The 22580-nt window shown below is 71.7% G+C and carries 26 protein-coding genes; 19 read left to right on the top strand and 7 right to left on the bottom strand.

Annotated features, from left to right (window positions below):
• Nucleotides 1–3: 3 nt before the first annotated feature.
• Genes ACIBI5_RS09565 through ACIBI5_RS09540 form a run of 6 tightly spaced genes read left to right on the top strand, consistent with a single transcriptional unit; the run spans nt 4 to nt 2446 of the window.
• On the top strand, nt 4–474 hold the full coding sequence (locus tag ACIBI5_RS09565; protein WP_397244978.1) for an Asp23/Gls24 family envelope stress response protein: 471 nt from the start codon (nt 4–6) through the stop codon (nt 472–474).
• Nucleotides 471–743: a hypothetical protein gene (locus ACIBI5_RS09560; RefSeq protein WP_397244976.1), complete on the top strand. Its 273-nt coding sequence runs from the start codon at nt 471–473 to the stop codon at nt 741–743. Before ACIBI5_RS09565 ends, ACIBI5_RS09560 begins: the two co-directional genes overlap by 4 nt.
• Nucleotides 740–925 (top strand): DUF2273 domain-containing protein, encoded by a 186-nt coding sequence (locus ACIBI5_RS09555; RefSeq protein ID WP_184960409.1) that lies wholly within the window; start codon nt 740–742, stop codon nt 923–925. Before ACIBI5_RS09560 ends, ACIBI5_RS09555 begins: the two co-directional genes overlap by 4 nt.
• Nucleotides 922–1323 (top strand): hypothetical protein, encoded by a 402-nt coding sequence (locus ACIBI5_RS09550; protein ID WP_397244974.1) that lies wholly within the window; start codon nt 922–924, stop codon nt 1321–1323. Before ACIBI5_RS09555 ends, ACIBI5_RS09550 begins: the two co-directional genes overlap by 4 nt.
• A complete protein-coding gene (locus ACIBI5_RS09545; protein ID WP_397244972.1) occupies nt 1320–1883 on the top strand; it encodes a DUF6286 domain-containing protein in 564 nt (187 codons plus the stop codon). The genes ACIBI5_RS09550 and ACIBI5_RS09545 overlap by 4 nt, the downstream gene beginning before the upstream one ends.
• Entirely contained in the window at nt 1880–2446 is a 567-nt protein-coding gene (locus tag ACIBI5_RS09540; RefSeq protein WP_397244970.1) for a hypothetical protein, read from the top strand. The genes ACIBI5_RS09545 and ACIBI5_RS09540 overlap by 4 nt, the downstream gene beginning before the upstream one ends.
• Before the next feature lie 27 nt (nt 2447–2473).
• On the opposite strand, the gene ACIBI5_RS09535 is transcribed toward ACIBI5_RS09540, so the two are convergent.
• Both ACIBI5_RS09535 and ACIBI5_RS09530 read right to left on the bottom strand, forming a co-directional pair.
• The gene (locus ACIBI5_RS09535) at nt 2474–4198 is read right to left on the bottom strand and encodes a hypothetical protein (RefSeq protein ID WP_397244968.1); all 1725 of its coding nucleotides are present in this window, start codon (nt 4196–4198) and stop codon (nt 2474–2476) included.
• A 68-nt stretch (nt 4199–4266) separates the two neighbouring features.
• Nucleotides 4267–4983, bottom strand: a complete 717-nt coding sequence (locus ACIBI5_RS09530; protein WP_157250884.1) for an IclR family transcriptional regulator — start codon at nt 4981–4983, stop codon at nt 4267–4269.
• Nucleotides 4984–5048: 65 nt separating this feature from the next.
• Here ACIBI5_RS09530 and leuC point away from each other — a divergent pair, with 65 nt between their 5' ends.
• The 4 genes from leuC to ACIBI5_RS09510 all read left to right on the top strand — a co-directional run bounded on the left by leuC (nt 5049) and on the right by ACIBI5_RS09510 (nt 7664).
• The gene (gene leuC / locus ACIBI5_RS09525) at nt 5049–6446 is read left to right on the top strand and encodes a 3-isopropylmalate dehydratase large subunit (RefSeq protein WP_397244966.1); all 1398 of its coding nucleotides are present in this window, start codon (nt 5049–5051) and stop codon (nt 6444–6446) included.
• Nucleotides 6447–6464: 18 nt separating this feature from the next.
• Nucleotides 6465–7052 carry a 3-isopropylmalate dehydratase small subunit gene (gene leuD / locus ACIBI5_RS09520; RefSeq protein ID WP_397244964.1) on the top strand — a complete coding sequence of 196 codons (588 nt, stop codon included), beginning with the start codon at nt 6465–6467 and terminating at the stop codon, nt 7050–7052.
• Nucleotides 7031–7273: a hypothetical protein gene (locus ACIBI5_RS09515; protein WP_397244961.1), complete on the top strand. Its 243-nt coding sequence runs from the start codon at nt 7031–7033 to the stop codon at nt 7271–7273. Before leuD ends, ACIBI5_RS09515 begins: the two co-directional genes overlap by 22 nt.
• A 91-nt stretch (nt 7274–7364) precedes the next feature.
• The gene (locus ACIBI5_RS09510; protein ID WP_157250888.1) at nt 7365–7664 is read left to right on the top strand and encodes an HU family DNA-binding protein; all 300 of its coding nucleotides are present in this window, start codon (nt 7365–7367) and stop codon (nt 7662–7664) included.
• Nucleotides 7665–7721: 57 nt separating this feature from the next.
• On the opposite strand, the gene ACIBI5_RS09505 is transcribed toward ACIBI5_RS09510, so the two are convergent.
• Entirely contained in the window at nt 7722–7922 is a 201-nt protein-coding gene (locus tag ACIBI5_RS09505; RefSeq protein ID WP_397244959.1) for a hypothetical protein, read from the bottom strand.
• A 55-nt stretch (nt 7923–7977) separates the two neighbouring features.
• Between ACIBI5_RS09505 and ACIBI5_RS09500 the strand changes: the two genes are divergently transcribed.
• Nucleotides 7978–9201 carry an MFS transporter gene (locus ACIBI5_RS09500; RefSeq protein ID WP_397244957.1) on the top strand — a complete coding sequence of 408 codons (1224 nt, stop codon included), beginning with the start codon at nt 7978–7980 and terminating at the stop codon, nt 9199–9201.
• Between the two features lie 174 nt (nt 9202–9375).
• Here ACIBI5_RS09500 and cofC read toward each other — a convergent pair whose 3' ends face one another.
• Complete coding sequence (cofC, locus tag ACIBI5_RS09495) at nt 9376–10017, bottom strand: 2-phospho-L-lactate guanylyltransferase (RefSeq protein WP_397244955.1); 642 nt, start codon at nt 10015–10017, stop codon at nt 9376–9378.
• 80 nt (nt 10018–10097) lie between these two features.
• Here cofC and ACIBI5_RS09490 point away from each other — a divergent pair, with 80 nt between their 5' ends.
• From ACIBI5_RS09490 to ACIBI5_RS09480, 3 genes are read left to right on the top strand one after another with little or no spacing between them, the layout of a single operon-like run.
• Nucleotides 10098–10808 carry a lysophospholipid acyltransferase family protein gene (locus tag ACIBI5_RS09490; protein ID WP_397244953.1) on the top strand — a complete coding sequence of 237 codons (711 nt, stop codon included), beginning with the start codon at nt 10098–10100 and terminating at the stop codon, nt 10806–10808.
• A gap of 4 nt (nt 10809–10812) precedes the next feature.
• Nucleotides 10813–11823 (top strand): NAD(P)H-dependent glycerol-3-phosphate dehydrogenase, encoded by a 1011-nt coding sequence (locus ACIBI5_RS09485; protein ID WP_397244951.1) that lies wholly within the window; start codon nt 10813–10815, stop codon nt 11821–11823.
• A 28-nt stretch (nt 11824–11851) separates the two neighbouring features.
• Entirely contained in the window at nt 11852–12946 is a 1095-nt protein-coding gene (locus ACIBI5_RS09480; protein WP_397244949.1) for a D-alanine--D-alanine ligase family protein, read from the top strand.
• On the opposite strand, the gene ACIBI5_RS09475 is transcribed toward ACIBI5_RS09480, so the two are convergent.
• Together ACIBI5_RS09475 and ACIBI5_RS09470 are read right to left on the bottom strand one after the other, a co-directional pair.
• Nucleotides 12929–13363, bottom strand: coding sequence for a DUF3515 domain-containing protein (locus tag ACIBI5_RS09475; RefSeq protein ID WP_397244947.1), 435 nt, complete (start codon nt 13361–13363; stop codon nt 12929–12931). The genes ACIBI5_RS09480 and ACIBI5_RS09475 overlap by 18 nt on opposite strands.
• Before the next feature lie 20 nt (nt 13364–13383).
• Entirely contained in the window at nt 13384–13617 is a 234-nt protein-coding gene (locus tag ACIBI5_RS09470; RefSeq protein WP_184960545.1) for an Lrp/AsnC family transcriptional regulator, read from the bottom strand.
• Nucleotides 13618–13869: 252 nt separating this feature from the next.
• Here ACIBI5_RS09470 and ACIBI5_RS09465 point away from each other — a divergent pair, with 252 nt between their 5' ends.
• The 3 genes from ACIBI5_RS09465 (at nt 13870) to thiD (ending at nt 18295) form a co-directional block, all read left to right on the top strand.
• Nucleotides 13870–15126: a thiamine-monophosphate kinase gene (locus tag ACIBI5_RS09465; protein ID WP_397244945.1), complete on the top strand. Its 1257-nt coding sequence runs from the start codon at nt 13870–13872 to the stop codon at nt 15124–15126.
• Between the two features lie 1442 nt (nt 15127–16568).
• A complete protein-coding gene (locus ACIBI5_RS09460; protein ID WP_397244943.1) occupies nt 16569–17462 on the top strand; it encodes a hypothetical protein in 894 nt (297 codons plus the stop codon).
• Between the two features lie 8 nt (nt 17463–17470).
• On the top strand, nt 17471–18295 hold the full coding sequence (thiD, locus tag ACIBI5_RS09455; RefSeq protein WP_397244941.1) for a bifunctional hydroxymethylpyrimidine kinase/phosphomethylpyrimidine kinase: 825 nt from the start codon (nt 17471–17473) through the stop codon (nt 18293–18295).
• A 64-nt stretch (nt 18296–18359) separates the two neighbouring features.
• On the opposite strand, the gene rpmB is transcribed toward thiD, so the two are convergent.
• Entirely contained in the window at nt 18360–18545 is a 186-nt protein-coding gene (gene rpmB, locus ACIBI5_RS09450) for a 50S ribosomal protein L28 (protein ID WP_049556934.1), read from the bottom strand.
• A 198-nt stretch (nt 18546–18743) separates the two neighbouring features.
• On the opposite strand from rpmB, the gene ACIBI5_RS09445 reads away from it, so the two are divergent.
• Both ACIBI5_RS09445 and recG read left to right on the top strand, forming a co-directional pair.
• Nucleotides 18744–20288, top strand: coding sequence for a DAK2 domain-containing protein (locus ACIBI5_RS09445; protein WP_397244939.1), 1545 nt, complete (start codon nt 18744–18746; stop codon nt 20286–20288).
• Nucleotides 20289–20340: 52 nt separating this feature from the next.
• Nucleotides 20341–22557 (top strand): ATP-dependent DNA helicase RecG, encoded by a 2217-nt coding sequence (recG, locus tag ACIBI5_RS09440; protein ID WP_397245292.1) that lies wholly within the window; start codon nt 20341–20343, stop codon nt 22555–22557.
• Nucleotides 22558–22580 lie beyond the last annotated feature (23 nt).

The following is a 22580-nucleotide window of genomic DNA, read 5'->3' as shown; positions in this document are numbered from 1 at the left end:
ATCGTGTCGGAAGCCACGGTCAAGGAGACGCCGGCCGTACCGCGGGCACGGACCCAGAACGGCTCCGCCAGCGGCGCGCTCGACAGTGAGAATGGCACCACGACCATCGACGACGGCGTCGTGGCCAAGATAGCGGGGCTCGCCGCCCGCGAGGTCGGCGGCGTGTACGACATGGGCGCGGGCGCCGCGCGCGCCATGGGGACGGTGCGGGGAATCGTCGGCGCCGACAAGAGCGTCACGCAGGGCGTCTCCGTCGAGGTCGGCGAACGCCAGGCCGCCGTCGACCTGGACCTCGTGGTCGAGTACGGCACCGCCATCCCCGACCTGGCCGGAGCGGTGCGCAAGAACGTCGTCTCGGCGGTCGAGCGCATGTGCGGCCTGGAGGTCACCGAGGTCAACATCAAGGTCGACGACGTGCACATGCCGGGCCAGAAGTCCGAGGAGGCGCCCAGGAAGGAGCCCCGGGTCCAATGACCGACGCGCGGGCGATCGCCGAGAAGGCACGCGGCGTCCCGGGGGTGGCCGCCCTGTCGGGCGGCCCGTTCGGGACGGTGTCCACCTATTTGCCGGGTGAGCGCCTGGTAGGGGTGGCCGTGCGCGACGACGGCGTCGAGATCTCGATCGTCGCCCGCGACGGGCATCCGCTGCCCCAGCTCGCCGCGACGGTCCGCCGCGAGGTGGCGGGCCTGGCAGGCGGCCGCCCGGTCAACATCCGCATCGACGACCTGGAGGAGACCCCATGACGAACCACCCGCTGTCCATCATCGGCATGGCCGTAGGCATGGTGCTCGGCCTCGCCGGGGCCTTCGGCGGTATCGGGGCGTTCCTGCTCGTACTGCTGCTCGGCGCGCTCGGCTTCCTCGTCGGCCGCCTCGCCGAGGGCGGCGAGGTGAACGTCGCCCATCTCACCGTGAGACGCAAATGACCGCCACCGAGACCACCGCGGTCGAGGCCACGGCGCCCGCCGACGTGCTGCTGCCCGCCCAGCGGGTGCCGCCGGAGTCGCGCGGGCGCACCACGATCACCGACCGGGCGGCCACCCGCATCACCTGCGAGCTGGCCGGGACGATGCCCGGGGTACGCGCGGTCACCGAGCACGACGGGCTGCCCTGGACGCGCACCACGGCCGCCCGGGTGGACGGCGACCAGGTCAGGGTCCGGCTCTTCGTCACCGTCGGCTACCCGGCGCCGCTGCGCTCGACCGCCCGCCACATCCGCGAGGAGCTGACCGGCGAACTGGCCCGCGTGACCGGGCTGCGCGCGACCGAGATCGACGTCATCGTCACGCACCTGACGCCGGACGCCGAGGGGGCGGCGTCGTGAGCGCCGCGCCGGGGGACCGGGCGGCGCTCAAGGAGTTCCGGCCCCAGCGCACGGTTCCGGCGGTGATCGTGGCGGTGCTGCTGGTCGCGCTGGGCGCGGTCGTGGCCGCCGAGGTGATCTCCTGGCTCTTCGGCCGTCCGCTCGGCTGGCTGCCGGCCCGGGATCTGCTGGAGTGGGGTTCCACCACGTTGTGGCAGAGCCCGGCCGTGCTGATCGGCGGCATCGTGGTGACGCTGATCGGGCTGGCGCTGCTGGTGCTGGCGTTCGTGCCCGGCCGGCCGAGGATGGTCCCGTTGCACACCAGTGACCCGCAGCTCGTCATCGGGGTCCGGCCGCAGAGCTTCTCCGACGCCCTTGCCCACGCCGCGGGGGAGGTGCCGGGCGTGCGCTCGGCCGTCGCCGCGCTGCGCGGGCGCACGGTCGCGGTCACGGCGACCACCAGCGGCTGGAACGACGCCGCCACCGGCGAGCAGGTGCGCGAGGCCGTGCTGGCGAGGATCGCGGGGCTCGCGCCGGTCCAGCCCTACAAGGTGTCCGTCCGGCTGAAGGAGCGACCGTGAACCGCACCACCCGCCGGGGCAACCGTCTCGGCCTGGCCCTGGTCGGGCTGCTGCTGGCCGTACTCGGGGGCGCGGCGGCGGCCAGGAGCCTCGCGCTGATGCCGCAGGACTGGGCGCCGGCCGCGGAGCCGCTGGTGAACGGGCCGGTCAGGGAGTTCTTCGCCTTCTCGTGGGCCTGGTGGCTGGTGGCGCTCGGGGGGATCGTGCTGGTCGTGCTGGGGTTGCGGTGGCTGGCCGTACAGGCGAGGCGGTCGAGGTTGTCGTCGCTGCGCCTCGACGACGGACCCGCGGGCGTCACGGAGATCTCCGCGAGCGGCGTGACCGAGGCCGTCGCGGCGGAGGCCGCGCAGAGCCCCGCCGTGCTCAGCGCCAGCGCCGACCTGGCGGGCTCACCCCGCCGTCCAGAGGTACGGCTGCGCCTGGTCGCCGACGAGCGCGCCCCGATCGACGAGATCAAGGAGCATCTGGCCGGTGTGGCGATCCCGCACATGCGCCAGGCCCTGGAGACGGACCAGCTGCCCGCGGTCGCCCGCGTGAGTCTGAAGTCGCCCTCCGCCCGCTGAGTCGTCCGGGGCGGAGGGCGGCCGGGGTCAGGCGGTGGAGCGGGCCTTGAACAGGGCGCGCTTGGCCGCCTTGGCGACCTGCTTGTCCGGGTGGACCTGGGAGATCAGGTCGAGAAGCTCCTCCACGTGCGCGTGGGGGATCTTCCAGATGACCTCCAGGAGGTTGTTCAGGAGCTCGGGCCCGATGTCCCGCAGGCTGCTCACGAACTCGGCGCGGCCCAGACCCGCGGAGATGGTCCACATGTCCAGGATGAGCCAGTGGGTGTCGTCCTGGGTGGGCTCGGGGGCGTCCGGGATCTCAAGCTGGCTGAGGTGGGTGGCGGCGTAGGGGCGCAGCGCCGGATGGTTCAGCGCCTCCTGCCAGGCCGGGACGGCGGCCTCGCCCAGCGTGCCGACGACGCTGGCGGCCTGTACGCGGACCAGGGCGTCGTTGTCGTCCTGCGCCGCGGCCTCCAGGAGTTCCTCGGCGGCCCGGCCCGGCTCGCGCAGCTCCATCCACGCGGCGAACTCGGCGTCGGCCTCCTCCTCCGGCAGCTCGGCGCTCAGTGTGAGCAGGTCGAGGGCGCTCATGGACTCGATGGCGGGCCGTGCGTCCACCTCGATGTCGGCGTCGTCGGCCAGGTGCACGACGCCTTCCACGCCGAGCGGGGTCAGCGTGACCTCGGCGGAGACGGCCACCATGCCGTAGCCGACCAGCCAGTCGAGCACGGGGGCGAGCGGGTCGCCGCCGTAGTGGCGGGCGGCCGCGGCCCAGGCCTCGGAGCCGAGCTCGTCGATCTCGGCGGCGGCCTCCTCCAGTTCGCGCCTGAGGCCGTCGAGCTCGCGGGCGCCGCCGGCCAGCAGCAGCCTGATCAGGAGCCCGCGGGTGAGGCCGGCCAGGGCCATGGTGAGATCGTCGTCGTCGAGCTCGGGGTCGCCGTAGTCGACCGAGTGCAGGCCCAGCATCCACGCGTCGAGTACGTCCTCGTCGTCGTCGAAGGGCCAGCTCGCGGTGTCGTCGTCGACGCTGACGGTGTCGTCGCCGGCCGGCTCGATGAACTCCAGGTCGACCGCGAGGTTCCAGATGTTCCACAGCTGCGGGACGTCCTCGCCGGCCTGTGGCTTCGGCAGCCCGACCACGTCGAGGGCCTCGATCACCTCGTCGTCGGACAGCAGCGCCTCGTCGCCGACCCGGCGCCCGGTGCCGACCCAGACCGACAGGTCACGGGCCTTGGCGATCAGCGGTACGGCCCGCACCGCCTCGGCCAGCTCGGAGTCGGGGCTGAGCCGGATCGTGTCGAGCTCGGCGAGGCGGTCGGCGAACGGCTCGAAGTCCCCGAGGTCGCCGCCTTCCTCCTCGTCGTCCTCGTCGGCGTCGTCGCCCTCTTCGTCGCCGATGAGGTCCTCCATCAGATCGATGAAGTCCTCCTCGACGTCGGCGAGTTCGCCGAGGAGGTCGGCCAGCGCGTCCGAGCGCTCGCTCAGGCGGCCGGACTTCGACAGGAACGTGAGGTAGGCGTCGAGCGCCGGGACCATGCCGTCGGCGGCGGCATCGGGGTCGTCCACCACCTTGGGCATCTGTTCGAGCATGACCCCCCGCACGTTGGCACGCGTCCAGGTGCCGACGTTGGAGGAGAAGGTGATGCGGTGCCAAAGAGCGGCGGGTCCCACCAGTTCGGGGGAGCTGTCGGGGGCGTTGGTGCGCGCCCAGACGATGAACTCTTCGAGCAGGGGTCGCAGCTCAGTGGCGGCTACCTCGATGCGATCTGTCACCCACTCAGGCTAGTGCGCCCGGGACGCGCTCGGCTCCCCAAATACACGGTTTAGCTGATCATGGCACCTCAGGAGGAACGGCGCATCGACTCGGTGATCCGCTCGGCCGCCGCCATCACCGGGACGGCGTGCAGCCGGCCCGGCGCGCGGGTGAGGCGTTCGATCGGGCCGGAGACCGAGACGGCGGCGATCACCTTGCCGCCGCTGCCCCTGATGGGGGCCGAGACGCTGGCCACGCCCTGCTCGCGTTCGCCCACGCTGTGGGCCCATCCGCGCCGGCGCACGCTGGCCAGGGTGGCGGCGGTGAACTTGGCTCCGCGCAGCCCCCGGTGCAGCCGGTCGGGCTCCTCCCAGGCGAGCAGAATCTGCGCGGCGGACCCGGCCGTCATCGGCAGCGCCGACCCGACCGGCACGGTGTCGCGCAGCCCGCTGGCCCGCTCGGCGGCGGCCACGCACACGCGCTCGTCACCCTGGCGCCGGTAAAGCTGGGCGCTCTCGCCGGTCAAATCACGCAACTGGGTCAGCACCGGCGCCGCGACGGCCAGCAGCCGGTCCTCGCCCGCCGCTGTGGACAACTCCGACAAACGCGGTCCAAGGACGAATCTGCCCTGCGTGTCGCGCGTCACGATGCGGTGGTGCTCCAGTGCCACGGCCAGGCGGTGCGCCGTCGGCCTGGCCAGACCGGTGGCCTGAACGAGCTGCGCGAGCGAGGCCGGTCCGGCCTCCAGGGCATTGAGCACGAGAACGGCCTTGTCCAGTACGCCGACTCCGCTAGAGTTGTCCATACACCGATACTGCCGTCTCGACATATGAGAAAGCAAGTCGGCGCGGAGTCTCAAGGAGGAGATCAATGGGCCGCACACTGGCGGAGAAGGTCTGGGAGCAACACGTCGTACGGCGCGCGGAAGGCGAACCCGACCTGCTCTTCATCGACCTTCACCTCATCCACGAGGTGACCAGCCCGCAGGCGTTCGACGGCCTCCGCATGGCCGGACGCGAGGTGCGCCGGCCCGATCTCACCATCGCCACCGAAGACCACAACGTGCCGACCGTGCTGGGCCCCATCAGTGACCCGGTCTCCAAGACGCAGGTCGAGACCCTGCGCAAGAACGCCGCCGAGTTCGGCGTCCGGCTGCACCCGATGGGCGACGCCGGGCAGGGCGTGGTGCACATCATCGGCCCCCAGTTCGGCCTGACCCAGCCGGGCATGACGATCGTGTGTGGCGATTCTCACACCTCCACCCACGGCGCGTTCGGCGGCATCGCCTTCGGCATCGGCACCTCCGAGGTCGAGCACGTGCTGGCCACCCAGACGCTGCCCGCCTACCGGCCCAAGACGATGGCGATCGAGGTCTCCGGCGAGCTGCCCGTGGGCGTCACGGCCAAGGACCTGATCCTGGCCATCATCGCCAAGATCGGCACCGGCGGCGGCCAGGGCTACATCGTGGAGTACCGGGGCGAGGCCGTCCGCAAGCTCTCGATGGAGGGCCGGATGACCGTCTGCAACATGTCGATCGAGGCCGGCGCCCGCGCGGGCATGATCGCTCCGGACGAGACCACGTTCGCCTACCTCAAGGGCCGTAAACACGCGCCCACCGGGGCGGACTGGGACACCGCCGTCGAGTACTGGAAGACGCTGAGGACCGACGACGACGCGGAGTTCGACAAGGTCGTGGAGATCGACGCCTCGGTGCTGACGCCGTTCGTCACCTGGGGCACCAATCCCGGGCAGGGGCTGCCGCTGGGCGCGGCCGTACCGGATCCGGCGGAGATGGCGGACGCGACCGAGCGGGCGGCCGCCGAGCGGGCGCTGGAGTACATGGGCCTGACCGCGGGCACGCCGCTGAGCGAGATCGAGGTCGACACCGTCTTCGTCGGCTCGTGCACCAACGGCCGCATCGAGGACCTGCGCGCCGCCGCCGAGATCCTGCGCGGGCGGCAGGTGCGGACGCGCACGCTGATCGTGCCCGGTTCGATGCTGGTCAAGCTGGAGGCGGAGAAGGAGGGCCTGGACAAGGTCTTCGAGGCCGCCGGGGCCGAGTGGCGGCAGGCCGGCTGCTCGATGTGCCTGGGCATGAACCCCGACACGCTCCAGCCGGGCGAGCGCAGCGCCTCGACCTCCAACCGCAACTTCGAGGGCCGTCAGGGCAAGGGCGGTCGCACCCACCTGGTGTCGCCGCAGGTCGCCGCCGCGACCGCCGTAACCGGCCGCCTGACCGCGCCCGCCGACCTGGCCGTCACGGCCTGACCGCAGAGGACCACTCACATGGACGCCTTCACCACCCACACCGGTACGGCGGTGCCGCTGCGCCGCAGCAACGTCGACACCGACCAGATCATCCCGGCCGTCTGGCTCAAGCAGGTCAGCCGCACCGGCTTCGAGAAGGGCCTGTTCTCCGCCTGGCGCGAGGACCCCTCCTTCGTCCTGAACAACCCCGTCTACGACGGCGCCTCGATCCTGCTCGCCGGTCCCGACTTCGGCACGGGCTCCTCGCGCGAGCACGCCGTCTGGGCCATCCAGCAGTACGGCTTCCGCGTGGTGATCGCCGCCCGCTTCGGCGACATCTTCCGCAACAACTCCACCAAGATGGGCCTGCTCCCCGTCATCCTGGAGGCCAAGGTCGTCGAGGAACTGCAGGCGGCCGTCGAGGCGGACCCGACCACCCAGATCACCGTCGACCTGGTGGAACGCGAGGTCCGCCTCGGCCAGGACGCGTGGAGTTTCGAGATCGACGACTACACGGGCTGGCGGCTGCTGGAGGGCCTGGACGACATCGGGCTGACCCTGCGTCACGCCGATGACATCGCCACGTACGAGAATGGTCGGCAGCCATGGCTGCCGACGACCGTCTAGACGACGACCTGGAAGACGACGAACTGGCGCGGCGGTTGCGCGAGGCGCACCGCCGCGTCCGCATGCTCCCCGCCGACGAGAAAGAGCGTGTCGCCCGCAGATATCTGGCGATCTGCGACCTGGCCAAGCGCGATCCGGAGCGCGCCGCCAGCCGTCTGGAGGCCTTCGTCGAGGGGCTCGACGACACGCCACGCGGTCAAGAAAACACGTCCGGTGATTGAGTTCCCCCGGAAAGCCCCTTAATTTCGAGCGCGTAAGGGGTTTCTACGTGAGGCGAGTGTGCTGGAACCCCGAGCCGTAACAGGGGGATAGATGAACAAGCGGGAACTCGTCGACGCCATCGCTGACCGGGTGGGCGACAAGAAGACGGCCACCGAGGCCGTGAACGCGATTATCGACGCCGTCCAGAAGGCTGTGGCGAGCGGAGACAAGGTCTCGATCACGGGCTTCGGCGCGTTCGAGATGGTTCACAAGCCTGCGCGCACGGCCAGGAACCCGTCGACCGGTGCGGAGATCAAGGTGGCCGAGAGCTGGGCGCCTAAGTTCCGTCCCGGCTCCGACTTCAAGGAGCTGGTGAACGCCGGCGGCAAGAAGGCGTCGAAGAAGAAGTAGTCACTTCTGCGTGATGGCCCGGGTCCCGCTTCTGAGCGGGGTCCGGGCCCTCGCGTTTCAGGGCATCGGGAAAGTCGAGAGCGTGATGAACGTGACCTCGCCGTCGGCCACGGCCAGGTTCACGCGCTGGCCGGAGCGCAGCAGCAGGAGCGGTCCAGCGTCGAAGGCGCGGGTCGGGAAGCCGAGGACCGTGCCGTCGTCGAGAAAGACCGTTCCCGAACGGGTGGCCGGGTCGTAGGTACGCACTGTCGCCTGCACGCGACCAGCGTAAATCGTTTGACCCGCGCGGGCGAGCCCCGGAAGATCGAGACCCATGCGCCTTCGGGGGAATGCCGACTTCTCGCGATTCGCGGTCGCGAACGCCGTGACACAGGCCGGCACGCAGGTCACCTTCGTCGCCCTCCCGCTGGCCGCCGTGCTCACCCTGGACGCCGGGCCGTTCCAGCTCGGGCTGCTCACCGCCGCGGAGATGATCGCCTTCCTGCTGGTCGGGCTGCCCGCCGGGGTCTGGGTGGACCGGCTGCGCCGCCGTCCCATCCTGGTGTGGACCGACCTGATCCGCGGCTTCGCGCTGCTGAGCGTTCCGGTCGCCGCGTGGCTCGGGGTGTTCTCGCTGGCGCAGCTCTACCTGGTCGCGCTGGTCATCGGCTTCTGCACGGTCTTCTTCGACGTCGCGCACATGAGCTTCCTGCCCGCCGTCGTCGGCAAGGACGGGCTCGAACGCGGCAACAGCGTCCTGGAGGCCACCAGCAGGATCTCCATGCTGGCTGGACCCGGCCTCGGCGGCCTGCTCGTGCACTGGCTGACCGCGCCGTTCGCGCTGCTGGCCGACGCCGTCAGCTATCTCGCCTCGGGGGTACTGCTGTCGCGCGTACGCGTCCGGGAGACGCCCGCGCCCAAGCAGGCGGGGCGGCGGCTGCGGCAGGAGGTCGCCGAAGGCGTCACGTACGTGGTCGCCGAGCCGGTCCTGCGCGTCATCGCCCTGCTCGGCGCGCTGGCACAGCTCGGCAACGGCGTCTGGTTCGTCGGCCAGCCGCTCTACCTGATCAAGGAGCTGGGCGTCGGCGCCGGGCTCTACGGCCTGATGCTGTCCGTGGGCGCCGTCGGCGGGCTGGCGGGGGCGGCCTTCTCCACCCGCGTCACCGCGCGCTTCGGTGCCGGACGCACCCTGGCCGGGACGGCGGCCATGGTCATGGTGCTCAACCTGCCCCTGACGCTGGTGGAGGGCGGGTGGCGGCTGGCGTTGTTCCCGGTGTTCACCCTGCTGGCCGGGGCGATCGGCGTGGTCTTCAACATCACCCAGGTCAGCTACCGCCAGCGCACCACGCCCGAGCACCTGCTCGGGCGGGTCAACGCCAGCATGCGCTTCCTCATGTGGAGCGCGGTGCCGATCGGCGGGCTGCTCGGCGGGGCGCTGGGGGAGTGGGCCGGCGGGCGAGCGGTGTTCGTGACCGGCGTGCTGCTGGTCGCCGCCGCACACCTGCCCGTGGTCCTGTCCCGCGCGATCCGCCACCTCGACCTGACCCCGGCTCCCTGACCCTCGCCTCTCGCCGGGGTTACGCGCTCGAAGCCGGCCGGCTTCGGGGGATTGGAGCACTTGGCCGGTCAAGAGGGGCCGTTGCGGTGGGGACCACGTCCGACGTGAGAAGCGACACCCACGATCGGCGCCCGCGCACGACGGCGGGTTGCGGTGGGGCGGCTCGCCGTAACCTCAGAAAGGGGGTGGCACCTTCATCAGACGCACCACGGCGGCCGTGTGGCGGCCCAGGCCGAGTTCGATGGCCGCGCGCAGGTCGTCAGGGGTGTCCACGTCGCGGCGGACCGAGTCGATGCCCGTGAGCTCCAGCTCCTTGGCGCCACCGGCCAGGTGCTTGGCCCGCGACTCGCCGCCGAAGCGCGGGGTGAACGGGACGCCGGGCCGTACGCCGTAGAAGGTGGTGCCGACGTCGAGGGCGTCGGGCACGAACGCCTGGTCGTGGTCGGCCGCCGCCGTCAGCACCGCGGCCAGCTCCGGCGGCCGCAGCGTGGGCAGGTCGGCCTGGAGGGCGCCCACGGGCTCGTGCGGCGCCAGCCGTACGGCATGGGCGGCCCCCGTGCGCAGGGCGGTGTTGAGGCCGCGGTCGGGATCGTGCACCACCTCGGCGCCGAGGGCGCCGAGCGGACCGGCGGCGGCGGGATCGGCCGTCACCACGACTACCCGCGCCACGAGCGGGCAGGAGAGCGCCGCCGAGACGGTGTCGCAGGCGACCGCGACGGCGAGCCGGGTGCGGTGGGGACCCGTGGCGGCGGCCAGCCGGGTCTTCGCCGCGACCAGCGTCTTCACCGGGATGACCAGTGACCAGCGGATGCTCATAGGCTTAAGTCTCGTGCCTCGACATCCCGTGCGGCCAACCGGGAGACTTGAGACGCATTCCGTACCTGTTGGAGGAGACCATGAGCCGCCCCGTGCGACCATCGCGCTTCTGGGAAACCCTCGCGGTGGTGATCGTGAAGCCGTTGTCGTGGCTCCTGGTCAAGAAGGACTGGCGGCACGGCGAGCGCGTCCCGCGGACCGGCGGCATGATCATCGCCACCAACCACCTGTCGTGGGCCGACCCGGTGCTGCTCGCCCACTTCCTCTACAACAACGGCCGCTGGCCGGTCATCCTGGCCAAGGCCGGGCTGTTCAAGGTGCCGGGACTCGGGGCGGCCGTGCGCGGGCTCCTGGCCATCCCGGTCCAGCGGGGCAGCAGCGACGCGGCCAAGTCGCTCAGCTACTCGGCGGAACGGCTGCGCGACGGCGCGGCCGTGCTCTTCTACCCGGAGGGCACCGTCACGCGCGACCCCGGCCTGTGGCCGATGGCGGGCAAGACCGGCGCCGCGCGCCTGGCCCTGGAGAGCGGCGCCAAGGTCGTCCCGGTGGCGCACTGGGGAGCCCAGGAACTGCTGCCCTATGGGGAGAAGCGGCCCCGGCTGTTCCCGCGCAAGACCTTCCGGGTCTCGGTGGGGCCGCCGGTCGACCTGTCCAAGTACGCGGGCCGGCCGGCGCACGCCGACGTGCTGCGCGAGGCCACCGCCGACATCATGGCGGCGATCACCGTTCAGCTCGCCGAGCTGCGCGGCGAGAAGGCTCCGGAAACTCCCTTCGATCCCGCCGGGCGGTGAACGCATGACCAAGACCGCTGTGTTCGGCACCGGATCGTGGGGGACCACGTTCGCCATGATCCTGGCCGAGGCGGGCAACGAGACGGTGCTCTGGGGGCGCAGGCCCGAACTCGTCTCGGCGATCAACTCGACGGGGGAGAACCCCGACTATCTGCCCGGCATCGCCCTGCCCGGTTCGCTGCGTGCCACGGACTCGGCGGCCGAGGCGCTGGACGGGGCCGACTTCGTGGTGCTGGCCGTACCGTCGCAGACACTGCGCGGGAACCTGGACACCTGGCGCGAGCACATCCCCGACGGCGCGGTGCTGGTCAGCCTGATGAAGGGCATCGAGCTCGGCACCACCAAGCGGATGAGCGAGGTGATCCGCGAGGTCGCTGGCGTGCCGGAGGAGCGCGTGGCGGTCGTCTCCGGGCCCAACCTGGCCAAGGAGATCGCCCAGCGCCAGCCCGCCGCGACCGTCGTGGCCTGCACGGACGAGGCCGTGGCCAAGCGGCTGCAGGACGCCTGCCACCTGCCGCCGTGGTTTCGCCCGTACACCAATCTCGACGTCGTCGGCGTGGAGCTGGGCGGCGCGGTCAAGAACGTGATCGCGCTGGCCGTCGGCGTCGCCGTGGGCATGGGCATGGGCGACAACGTGGCCGCCATGATGATCACCCGTGGGCTGGCCGAGATCTCCCGGCTCGGCGCGGCGCTCGGCGCCGACCCCCACACCTTCTCCGGCCTGGCCGGCATGGGCGACCTGGTGGCCACCTGCACCTCGCCGCTGTCGCGCAACCGCACGTTCGGCGAGAACCTGGGCCGCGGCATGACCCTCGAAGAGGTGATCGCCGCGACGCGCCAGACCGCGGAAGGAGTCAAGTCCTGCGAGTCGGTGCTGGAACTGGCGCGCAAGCACGACGTCGAAATGCCGATCACCGAGGTCGTCGTGGGTGTCGTGCACGACGGCATGTCGCCCGGGGAGGCGGGGATGTTGCTGATGTCGCGCTCGCCCAAACCCGAGCGTTACGGCGTCTGAGCGGCTGTCTCCGGTAGATTCGGACACCATGAGCAAGCCACGCGTCGCCGTCGTATTCGGAGGTCGCAATTCCGAGCACGCCGTCTCCCTCATGGGGGCCGGCAGTGTTCTGGACGCGATCGACAGGACCAAGTACGAAGTGATCCCGATCGGGATCGCCCAGGACGGCAGGTGGGTGCTCGCCACAGGCAGCCAGCGCTTCGCCATCGAGGCGGGTGAGCTGCCCGTGGTCGACACCTCGGGGGCCGCGCTCGCCCTGCCCGCCGACGGCGGTTCGCTGGTGGCCTACGACCCCGGCAGCATCCCCGTGGAACTGGGCTCCGTCGACGTGGTCTTCCCGGTGATGCACGGCCCGTTCGCCGAGGACGGCACCATCCAGGGACTGCTGGAGATGGCCGGGGTCCGCTATGTCGGCTCCGGTGTGCTGGCCAGCGCGGTCGGCATGGACAAGGCGTACATGAAGACGGTCATGGCCGCCGCCGGGCTGCCCGTCGGCCGCTACGTGGTCGTACGCGACCGCGACTGGCGCCTCGACCGCGACCGGGTGCTCAAGGAGGCCGAGGAGCTCGGCTGGCCGGTGTTCGTCAAGCCGGCCCGCGCCGGTTCCTCCCAGGGCATCTCCAAGGCGCACGACCACGCCTCGCTGGAGGCGGCCGTCGAGGCCGCCCGCGCGCACGACCCCAAGGTGCTCATCGAGGCCGCGATCGTCGGCCGCGAGATCGAGTGCGCGGTGCTGGAGTCGCTGGACGACGATCCCCCCGCCGCCTCGCGGCCCGGCGAGGTACAGGTCGAGGGCGGGCAGGCGTTCTTCGACTTCGAGGCCAAGTACTACCCCGACCAGATGTCGCTGACCGTGCCCGCCGACATCCCCGCCGAGGTGGCCGAGGAACTGCGCGCCATGGCGGTGCGCGCCTTCGAGACGCTGGAGTGCGAGGGCCTGGCGCGGGTCGACTTCTTCTACACGGCCGAGGGCAAGCTGATCTTCAACGAGATCAACACGATGCCCGGCTTCACCTCGCTGTCGGTGGCGCCGCAACTCTGGGCCGCCTCCGGGCTCGACTACCCGGCGCTGGTGGACCGGCTGGTGCGGCTGGCGCTGCGCCGTTCACCCGGTCTTCGCTGAGGTGACCTGGCCGATCGCCCCGGACAGCCGCGCGAGGATCTCCGGAGCGACGTGCCCGGCCGCGATCGTGGTCTCGACATAGGCCACGTCGGTGATCGCGGTGAACAACGTGCTCCGGTCCGGGTCGGCGAACCAGCCGACCCCGTCGATCTCCTGCAACTGGTCGGTCGGCGCCATCCTGGCCGGCCGTCCGACGCCGCAGCGCACCGCGATCTCGCCCTCGCCCCAGACGGCGACGTAGGGCGACTCGGGGCTGGAGGTGGTGCGCTCCGCGCCCCCCAGCGTCTGGGGCAGCAGCGGGCCGAGCTCGGCGCACGCCGTGGCCGCCGCACCCTGTGGCGCGGGCGGTTCCACCTGTACGGCGCCGCCGCATCCGGCGGCAGCCAGCAGGACGAGGAGGACGGCGGCGGCGCGCATGAGGGAAAGGCTCTCTGGCTCTAGATGTGCACGATCGGGCACGTAAGAGTACGGGTGATTCCCTCCACCGCCTGAATCTGGGCCACGACCAGTTTGCCGAGCTCATCGACGTTGCGGGCCTCCGCGCGCACGATCACGTCGTAGGGGCCGGTCACGTCCTCGGCCTGCGTGACGCCGGGGATGCCGGCGATCTCGCGGGCCACGGTCGCGGCCTTGCCCACTTCGGTCTGAATAAGGATGTAGGCCTGCACCATGACGTCCTCCAGGGCGAATTGGATCAGCGCCGAAGGGCCACCGTACCCTTTCCCGGCCGGTGTGCGGGAGTGTGGCCGGTCGCCCGGGTTCGCACCTGCGTGACCCGGCGTGTCCTGTGTGTGTTTCAGCATACGTAGGCACCCTGGCGGGCAGGTGAAGCAGGCCTCCACATACCGTGTTTGCACAGGAGGTGCACCATTAGAGTCGGAAATTTCGGTGAGTTTAGGGTTATATCCCGAATCTCCGGACAGTTGCCCCAGGGGCCCGGCGTACTGCTCGGCCCCGGAGACGACGCGGCCGTCGTCACCGCGCCCGACGGCCGGGTCGTCGTCTCGACGGACCTTCTGGTGGAGGGCCGCCACTTCCGCCGCGACTGGTCCTCCGGCTACGACGTCGGCCGCAAGGCCGCCGCCCAGAACCTCGCCGACATAGCCGCCATGGGCGCCACCCCCACCTCCATGGTCGTCGCCCTGGGCATGCCCGCCGACCTCCCCCTGTCCTGGGTGGACGAACTCACGCTGGGCTTCCGGGACGAGTGCGCCCTGGTCGGCGCCTCGGTGGTCGGCGGCGACCTGGCCCGCTCCGACACAGTGGTCATAGGCGTAACCGCCCTCGGCACCTTGTCCGGCCAAGCCCCGGTAACCCGCTCCGGCGCGAAGCCGGGCCAGCTGGTCGCCATATCCGGCCGCCTGGGCCACGCCGCCGCCGGCCTGGCCCTCCTGGAATCCGGCCACCTTCCACCCTCACCCACCCCCGCCCCCGCGACCCCACCCCCTGCGACTCCCGCCCCAACTCCCGAGTCCACAACCCCACCCCCTGCCACCTCCGGATCTGCCAACACATCACCCCCCGCCCCGGACCCCACCGACCCGCTCCGCCCTACCCCGGACCCGGACCGCCCCCCGCCCGCCCCCATGGGCCCGCCTTCCGGCCCCACGCCCCTGACCTCCGCGTCCATGGGCCCTGGCTCCTCCGTCCCCGGTGTTGGGGGTGCGGAGCGCTCCGGTGCTTGGTCTGCCGGCTCGGGGCCGCGTGGCACCGCTTCCCATGCGGTCGTGGCCGGGGAGGCCGTGCCTGAGGCGGGGACTGGAGCTGTGGGGGTGGAAGGGCTGTTGCTGGAGGCAGTGGAGGGGCATCGGCGGCCCCGCCCGCCGTACCGGAGCGGACCTGAGGCGGCGCGGCTCGGGGCGAGCGCGATGATGGACGTCAGCGACGGCCTCCTCCAGGACCTGGGGCACATCGCGAAGGCGAGCAGCGTGCGGATCGTGCTGGATCCGGCCGCGTTCGCGGTGGACGAGCCGGTGCTTGCCGCCGCCAAGGAGCTCGGGGCCGACCCGCTCGACTGGGTGCTGGCCGGGGGTGAGGATCACGCGCTGGTGGCGGTGTTCCCCTCGGAGGTACGGCTGCCGCCCGAGTGGCGAATCGTGGGCCGGATCGAGGCCGGCGAAGGCGTCACGGTTACGGGGCGTGACGATGGACCACGGGGTTGGGACCACTTCCAGGGATGACTTGTCCCGTTTTACGTAAAATTTTCAGGGAATGAGTAGTGACTCCCGTGAAAGCTGTGACAAAGGCGTAGTAAAGGTGTTATGAAGATTGGCGGCCACTGTAACCGGCAGAAAGGGCAGCCATGGGCCGCCACGGCACAGGTGGATCCGATGACGGCAGTGATTGGGGGATGAGCAGGCCGGACGACTCACAGGAGGAGGACCTCAGGTCCACCACCGATCCAGCCGCCGCCTGGTCAGCAGCCCCGGATCCTTCGGCCACCAGCTCCTTCTTCGCCATCAACGACCAGGAGCCGGGCTGGCCCGCGCCCCCGGACCAACTAGAGGTCACGGGCCAATGGTCCCCACAGCCGGGCACCCGCCCCGGCCACCCCACAGGCGACCCCGCCCCGGGCCACCCCAGCCAGACCCCAGAGCCCGGCCACCCCACCATGGGCCGCCCTGGCGCAGACCCCACGGCGGGTCGCCCAGGCATGGACCCGATGGCGGGCCGTCCCGGCCCAGGCCCGATGGACGGACCCGCTCACACGGGTCCCATCCCCGGAGGCGCGGGCATGGGTGCCGCATCAGGTCATCCCGGCATGGGCTCGACACCCGGCTATCCCGCCGGTGACTCCACGGCTGGACGTCCCGGCCCAGAGCCCATGCCAGGCCGTCCAGCCGGCGACCCGATGGCGGGCCGTCCCAGTACAGAGCCGATGGCGGGTCGTCCTGGTGCGGAGCCCATGGCGGGTCACCCTGGCGCGGAGCCGATGGCGGGGCGTTCCGGGGGTGGTCCCGTGATCGGGGCCTCTGGGACGGATCCCTTTGAGACCACCGGGGCCTTTACCCGTCCCGACGCCTTCGACGGCTTCCAGGGCGCGGCTCCCGGGCAAGGGCCCGCCGGGCGTACCCCTGAGCCGTTCGAGACCACGGGGGCCTTCGCTCCGCCGCCTCAGCCCTCCGCCTCTGGACCTTTCAATCGGTCGGTAGGTGGCGGGGGCTTTGAGCGGCCGCACGACGAGACTCAGCGCTTCGGGGAGCAGCCTGGGAGCGATGGGAACACGGCGGCCTTCCCGTCGGATCCTTTCGCGGCCCAGCCCCCGCACGCGGGCCAGCCTCCGTTCGCGGGTCAGTCTCCGGTCGGGGGTCAGTCTCCGGTCGGGGGTCAGCCTCCGGTCGGGGGGCAACCGCACTTCGCGGGGCAGGACGCCTCCGCTCCCTTCCCGGGTCAAGGCCGTCCCGCCTCGGACCCGTTCGCGGCACAACCGCCGGATCCGTTCGCGGCTCAGGACGACACCGCAGCGCAGCACACCGCCGCCCAACCCTGGGACACCGGCGGCCTGCCGCCCGAACCCGGCGACATCAAGGTGGCCGGTTCCCCGACCGTCGTATCGCCGATGCCCGCCTGGGCCGAGAGCAATGACGGTTTCATGGGTTCCGGCTGGTCGTCCGAGGGTGACATGCCCGAAGAGCCCCAGGGCAAGAGCAAGCGCGGCCGCCGCAAGCCGCCGCCCCGCGGCGACGACCTGCCCGGCGGGCCGCCGTCCGGTGGCAGGGCGCGGGTGGCGCTGTTGTCGGTGGCGGCCGTGGCCGTGGTGCTCGGCGGTACGGTGGCCGGCGTCAAGATGATGGGCGCCTCCGGCGAATGCAAGCAGGGGAGTTGCGCGGCCGTTCAGCAGTCGGGGAACGACGGCCAGCCCGTTCCGTCGGTCAGCGATCCGGGTCCCGGCGAGGGGGAACCGGATGAGGAGCAGCTGACGGAAGAGCCCGAGGAGGCGACGCCTTCGGAGTCGAAGCGGCCGTCGCCGACGTTCAGCGCGCGTGCGCCCCGCCGTACCCCGACTCCCAAGCCCACCCCGACCAAGACGAAGCAGAAGAAGACCACGCAGCCCACCGAGGACGCCGAGCCGACGCCGCAGTCGACGGCGACCGAGGAGCCGACCTCGGAGCCGACGAGTACGGCGGAGCCGAGCTCGGGCACCTTCCCGACGGACGCCGGGGTGCCGAACCCGCAGAACACGCAGTCCTCGGGCCTCAGGCAGGCGCCGGGCGGCAGTTCGGTGAACATGCGGTTCGACGTCACGAAGCAGGGCCTCACCACCTACAGGGCGAGCGTCGACGTGGTCAACGCCTCCACCGAGACGATGGGCGGCCTCACCGTGTCGTTGCCGGTCTCCGGCCGGGTCACGGACGTGGACGGCGCCGGCTGGACCCAGGACGGCCAGCTGCTGATCATCGACGTCTCCCAGTCGCTGGCGACCGGCGCGACGGCGAGCGTGACGTTCACCGCGATCGGCAGGGGCAAGGCGCCGGAGAGTTGCGGGCTGGTCGGCGGGGAGTGCTCGCTCAGCTGAATGATTGGATGGGGGACATGACGGTTGTGACCCCTCCACGCGTCCTGACCGTCGCCGGATCCGACTCCGGCGGCGGTGCGGGCATCCAGGCCGATCTGAAGACCATGCTCGCCCACGGCGTGCACGGCATGAGCGTCATCGCCGCGGTCACGGCGCAGAACTCCCTGGGCGTCCAGGGTTACTGGGAGCTGCCGCCGGAGGCCGTGCGCGCGCAGCTCGACTCCGTGCTGGGCGACATCGGCGCGCAGGCCGTCAAGACCGGCATGCTGGCCTCGCCCGCGCTGGTCGAGCTGGTCGCCGAGGTGCTCGGCGCCTACGACGCGCCCACGGTGGTGGATCCGGTGGGGGTTTCCAAGCACGGCGACACGCTGCTCGTGCCCGAGGCGGTGGAGTCGCTCAAGACGCGGCTGCTGCCGGTGGCCACCTTGGTCACGCCCAACCTCTGGGAGGTCGAGCAGCTCACGTCGGTGAAGGTCGAGGACGAGGACGGCCTGCGCCGCGCCGCCGACGCGATCCTGGAGCTGGGGCCCACCTGGGCGCTCATCAAGGGCGGCCACCTGCCGGGCGATCCCGTTGACCTCCTGACCGACGGCACCGCCGAATACCGTTTCCGCGCCGAACGCCACGACAACCGCCACACCCACGGCACCGGCTGCACGCTGGCCTCCGCCATCGCCTCCCACCTGGCCCAGGGCGAGGAGATGCCGGTCGCGGTGGCCAAGGCGAAGGAGTACGTGACCGGCGCCATCGCACGCGGCTTCCCGCTGGGCGGCGGCATCGGCCCGGTCGACCACGCATGGGAGTGGCGCGCGCGGTCCGCTCCGGCGCGCTGACGGCCGGACATCGCAGAAGCCCGGCACTCTAGGGGTGCGCCGGGCTTCTGCGAGAAAAGTTGTGTTAGCGGGTGACCTTGCCCGCCTTGATGCACGAGGTGCACACGTTCAGCTTCTTCGGCGTGCCGCCGATGACCGCGCGAACCGTCTGGATGTTGGGGTTCCAACGACGACGGGTGCGGCGGTGCGAGTGGGACACGTTGTTGCCGAAGGTCGGCCCCTTGCGGCAGACATCGCAGACGGAAGCCACGGTATCGCTCCTTAAAACAGTCGATGTAGCCCTGTCCGCTGATGCATTCCGGGCGGAGGGCATGCCGGGACAACCGGCTAGCCACACGAGAATATCTGATCCGCACCAGTGGGCGCGAACTCAGCACTGGACGCCCCGGCGAACGGGGATATTCTCCTCCATTAACGGTAGCGCATTCAGGGAGGTCGGATCGCCCACATGCAGGTCTTGGAGCCGCCCGCGGTGCGGCGTTGGTCACGGCTGGCGGCGGACTCGCTGGGCCGGGCCAGAGCGGAGATCGACGCGCTCAACGTCTTCCCCGTCGCGGACGGTGACACGGGGACCAACCTGTACCTGACCATGCTGTCGGCGGCCGAGGCGGTCGAGTCGCTGCCCGACGACGTGGACGGGGCCGTGGTCTGGCAGACCCTCTCCTATGGAGCGATGGTCGGCGCCCGCGGCAACTCGGGCGTCATCGTCAGCCAGGCGCTGCGCGGGCTGGCCGAGGTGCTGAAGGGCGGCTCCGACCTGCGGACGGCGCTGGTCAGGGCGGCCGAGCTGGCCAGGCAGGCGGTGGCCAGGCCCGTCGAGGGGACCGTGCTCAGCGTGCTGTCGGCCGTGGCGGTAGCCGTACACGATCTGGACGGTGACCTCGAAGAGGTCGCCAGGCGGGCGGCGGGGCAGGCGCGGGCGGCGCTCAGACGCACCCCCGAGCAGCTCGACGTGCTGGCGCGCAGCGGCGTGGTGGACGCGGGCGGGGCCGGGCTGGCGATCATCCTGGAGTCGCTGGAGGCGGTGATCACCGGCACCCACACGCGGCGCTTCGAGGTGCCCGCCCCGACCGGGCGCGTGACGCCGATGGCCGAGGTGGGCGCGGGCTACGAGGTGATGTACCTGCTCGACGCCGAGGACGAGGCGGTGGCCGGGCTGCGCGCCGAGCTCGACGCGATGGGCGACTCGCTGGTCGTGGTCGGCGGCGACGGGCTGTGGAACGTCCACGTGCACGTCGAGGAGGCCGGTCCGGCGATCGAGGCGGCGCTGAAGGCGGGACGACCGCACCGGATCAGGGTGACCTACCTCGCCGAGCGTACGCACAGAGGCGGCGCAGGCAGAGGCGTGGTGGCGGTCGCGGCGGGTGACGGGATCGCGGCGCTGTTCGAGGAGTGCGGGGCCGTCGTGGTACGCCGCGAGCCCGGCACCAGCCCCTCCCTGCCCGAGATGCTGGCCGCGATCCGCGAGGCGGGCGGCGAGGTCACGGTGCTGCCGAACGACGAGAGCGTGGGCGACGTGGCCGCCGCCGCGGCGGAGATCGCCCGCGAGGACGGCGTCACGGTCAGCGTGCTGCCCACCAAGGCCACCGTGCAGGGGCTGGCGGCGCTGGCCGTCCACGACCCGTTGCGCCGCTTCGACGACGACGTGGTCGCGATGACCGACGCCGCGGGACACACCCGCCACGGCCACATCACCGTCGCCGACCGCGAGGCCGTCACCAGCGCGGGGCTGTGCCGTCCCGGCGACGTGCTCGGCCTGATCGACGGCGACGTCGTGCACATCGGCGCCGCGCTCGACGAGGTCGCCACGCTCGTCGTGGACCGGATGCTGGCGGGCGGCGGCGAGCTCGTGACCCTCGTCACGGGCAAGGACGCTCCGGTACGGCTGGCGCCGCACGTGGAGCGGCACCTGTCCATCTCCCGCCCCGACGCCGACCTGGTCGTCTACCCCGGCGGCCAGGGCGGCTACCCATTGCTCATCGGCGTGGAATGATTCCTGTCGGTCACACGCGGTAGAACATAGGACCGTGAGCGAACACAGCGCCATGGCTTCGTCCGCCTCCTCCGACGAAGGAGGCAGGAGAAGCCGATTCGACGAGCCGCTGGCCAAGGCGCTCGACCCGAAAACCGCCAAGCTCCTGCACAGCGTGCTCGGCCTGGAGACCGTGGGCGACCTGCTGCGCCACTATCCGCGCCGCTACGCCGAGCGCGGCGAGCTCACCTCGCTCGACATGCTGGAGGTCGACGAGCACGTCACCGTGGTCGGCGAGGTCACCCGCGCCATGCGCAAGCCCATGCGCAACCGCGGCGGCACCTGGCTGGAGGTCGAGGTCGTCGACGGCACCGGCAAGAAGATCTACCTGTCGTTCTTCGGCAAGGGCTCCCACGTGGCCGAGTCCCGCCTGAAGCCGGGCAGACGCGGCATGTTCGCCGGAAGGGTCGGGGCGTTCGGCTCCCGCGCCACCCCGCGCTGGCAGCTGACGCACCCCGAGTTCGAGCTGTTCGACGAGAGCGAGACCAGCGCGGAGGAGTTCTCCACCGCGCCGGTGCCGATCTACCCGGCGGGCAAGGACCTCACCCCCTGGGCGATCAGGCGCGCGATCGGCATCGTGCTCGACACGCTCGGCCCGCTCGACGACCCGCTGCCCGCCGACCTGCGCGCCCGCCACGGTCTGGCCGACCTCGGCGACGCGCTGGTGGCCATCCACCGGCCGAAGGACTTCGGCGAGGTGCACCGGGCGCGCGACCGGCTGAAGTTCGACGAGGCGTTCGTGCTCCAGGCCGTGCTGCTGCAGCGCAGGCAGGCCGCGACCGCGTGGCCGGCCAAGCCGCGTCCGCGCAGCTCCGGGGGCATGCTCGACGACTTCGACGCCCGCCTGCCGTTCTCCCTGACCGAGGGCCAGGCCGCGGTGGGCGAGGAGGTCGCCGCCGACCTCGCCCTGCCCCACCCGATGCACCGCCTGCTCCAGGGTGAGGTCGGCGCGGGCAAGACCGTGGTGGCGCTGCGCGCGATGCTCCAGGTCGTCGACGCGGGCGGCCAGGCCGTCCTGCTCGCCCCCACCGAAGTACTGGCCCAGCAACACCACCGCTCCATCACCGCGATGCTCGGCGACCTCGCCACCGGCGGCATGTTCGGCGGCACCGCGGTGACCCTGCTCACCGGCTCCATGGGCGCGGCGGCCCGCCGCGCGGCCCTCCTCGACGCGGCTTCCGGTACGGCCGGCATCGTCGTCGGCACGCACGCCCTGCTCCAGGAGCACGTGCAGTTCGCCGACCTGGGTCTGGTCGTCGTCGACGAGCAGCACCGCTTCGGCGTCGAGCAGCGCGACGCCCTGCGCGAGAAGGCCGGCGGCGGCCGGCCCCACGTTCTGGTGATGACCGCCACCCCGATCCCGCGCACGGTCGCCATGACCGTCTTCGGCGACCTGGAGGTCTCCACGCTGTCGCAGCTCCCGTCGGGCCGTGCCCCGATCACCACCCACGTGGTTCCGGCGGCCGAGAAGCCCCACTTCCTGGAACGCACGTGGCAGCGCGTGCGGGAGGAGGTCGGCCTGGGCCGCCAGGCGTACATCGTCTGCCCGCGCATCGGCGACCTTGAGGGCGACGAGGGCGACCTGGAGTCGGTGACGTCGTCCGACGAGGAACGGCGGCCGCCGCTGGCGGTGCTGGAGGTGGCCGAGATGCTGGCCGAGGGCCCGCTGCACGGCCTGCGCCTGGAGGTGCTGCACGGCAAACTGCCGCCGGAGGAGAAGGACGCGGTCATGCGCGCCTTCACCCGGGGCGAGGTCGACGTGCTGGTGGCCACGACGGTCATCGAGGTGGGCGTGGACGTGCCCAACTCCTCCGTCATGATCATCATGGACGCCGACCGGTTCGGCGTCTCCCAGCTCCACCAGCTCCGCGGCCGGGTCGGCAGAGGCGGCCTGCCCGGCCTGTGCCTCCTGGTCTCCGAGTTCCCCGAGGGCACCCCGGCCAGGGCCCGCCTGGACGCGGTCGCCTCGACCCTGGACGGCTTCGAACTGTCCCGCGTCGACCTGGAACAACGCCGCGAGGGCGACGTGCTGGGCGCGGCTCAGTCCGGCAAGCGCTCGTCGCTGAAGATGCTGCAGTTGCTCCGCGACGAGGACGTCATCGAAACCGCCCGGGCCGAGGCGGCCGCCTTCCTGGAAAAGGACCCCGCCCTGACCTCCCACGAGGGCCTACGAGCCGAAATAGCCCGCCTCCTGGCCGACGAAAAGGCCACCTACCTCGAAAAGACCTGACCACTCCATCCTCCAACCCCGGC

Source organism: Nonomuraea sp. NPDC050540, from assembly GCF_044457485.1.
Taxonomy (GTDB): Bacteria; Actinomycetota; Actinomycetes; order Streptosporangiales; family Streptosporangiaceae; genus Nonomuraea.
This window is presented reverse-complemented; position numbering and strand designations above follow the sequence as displayed.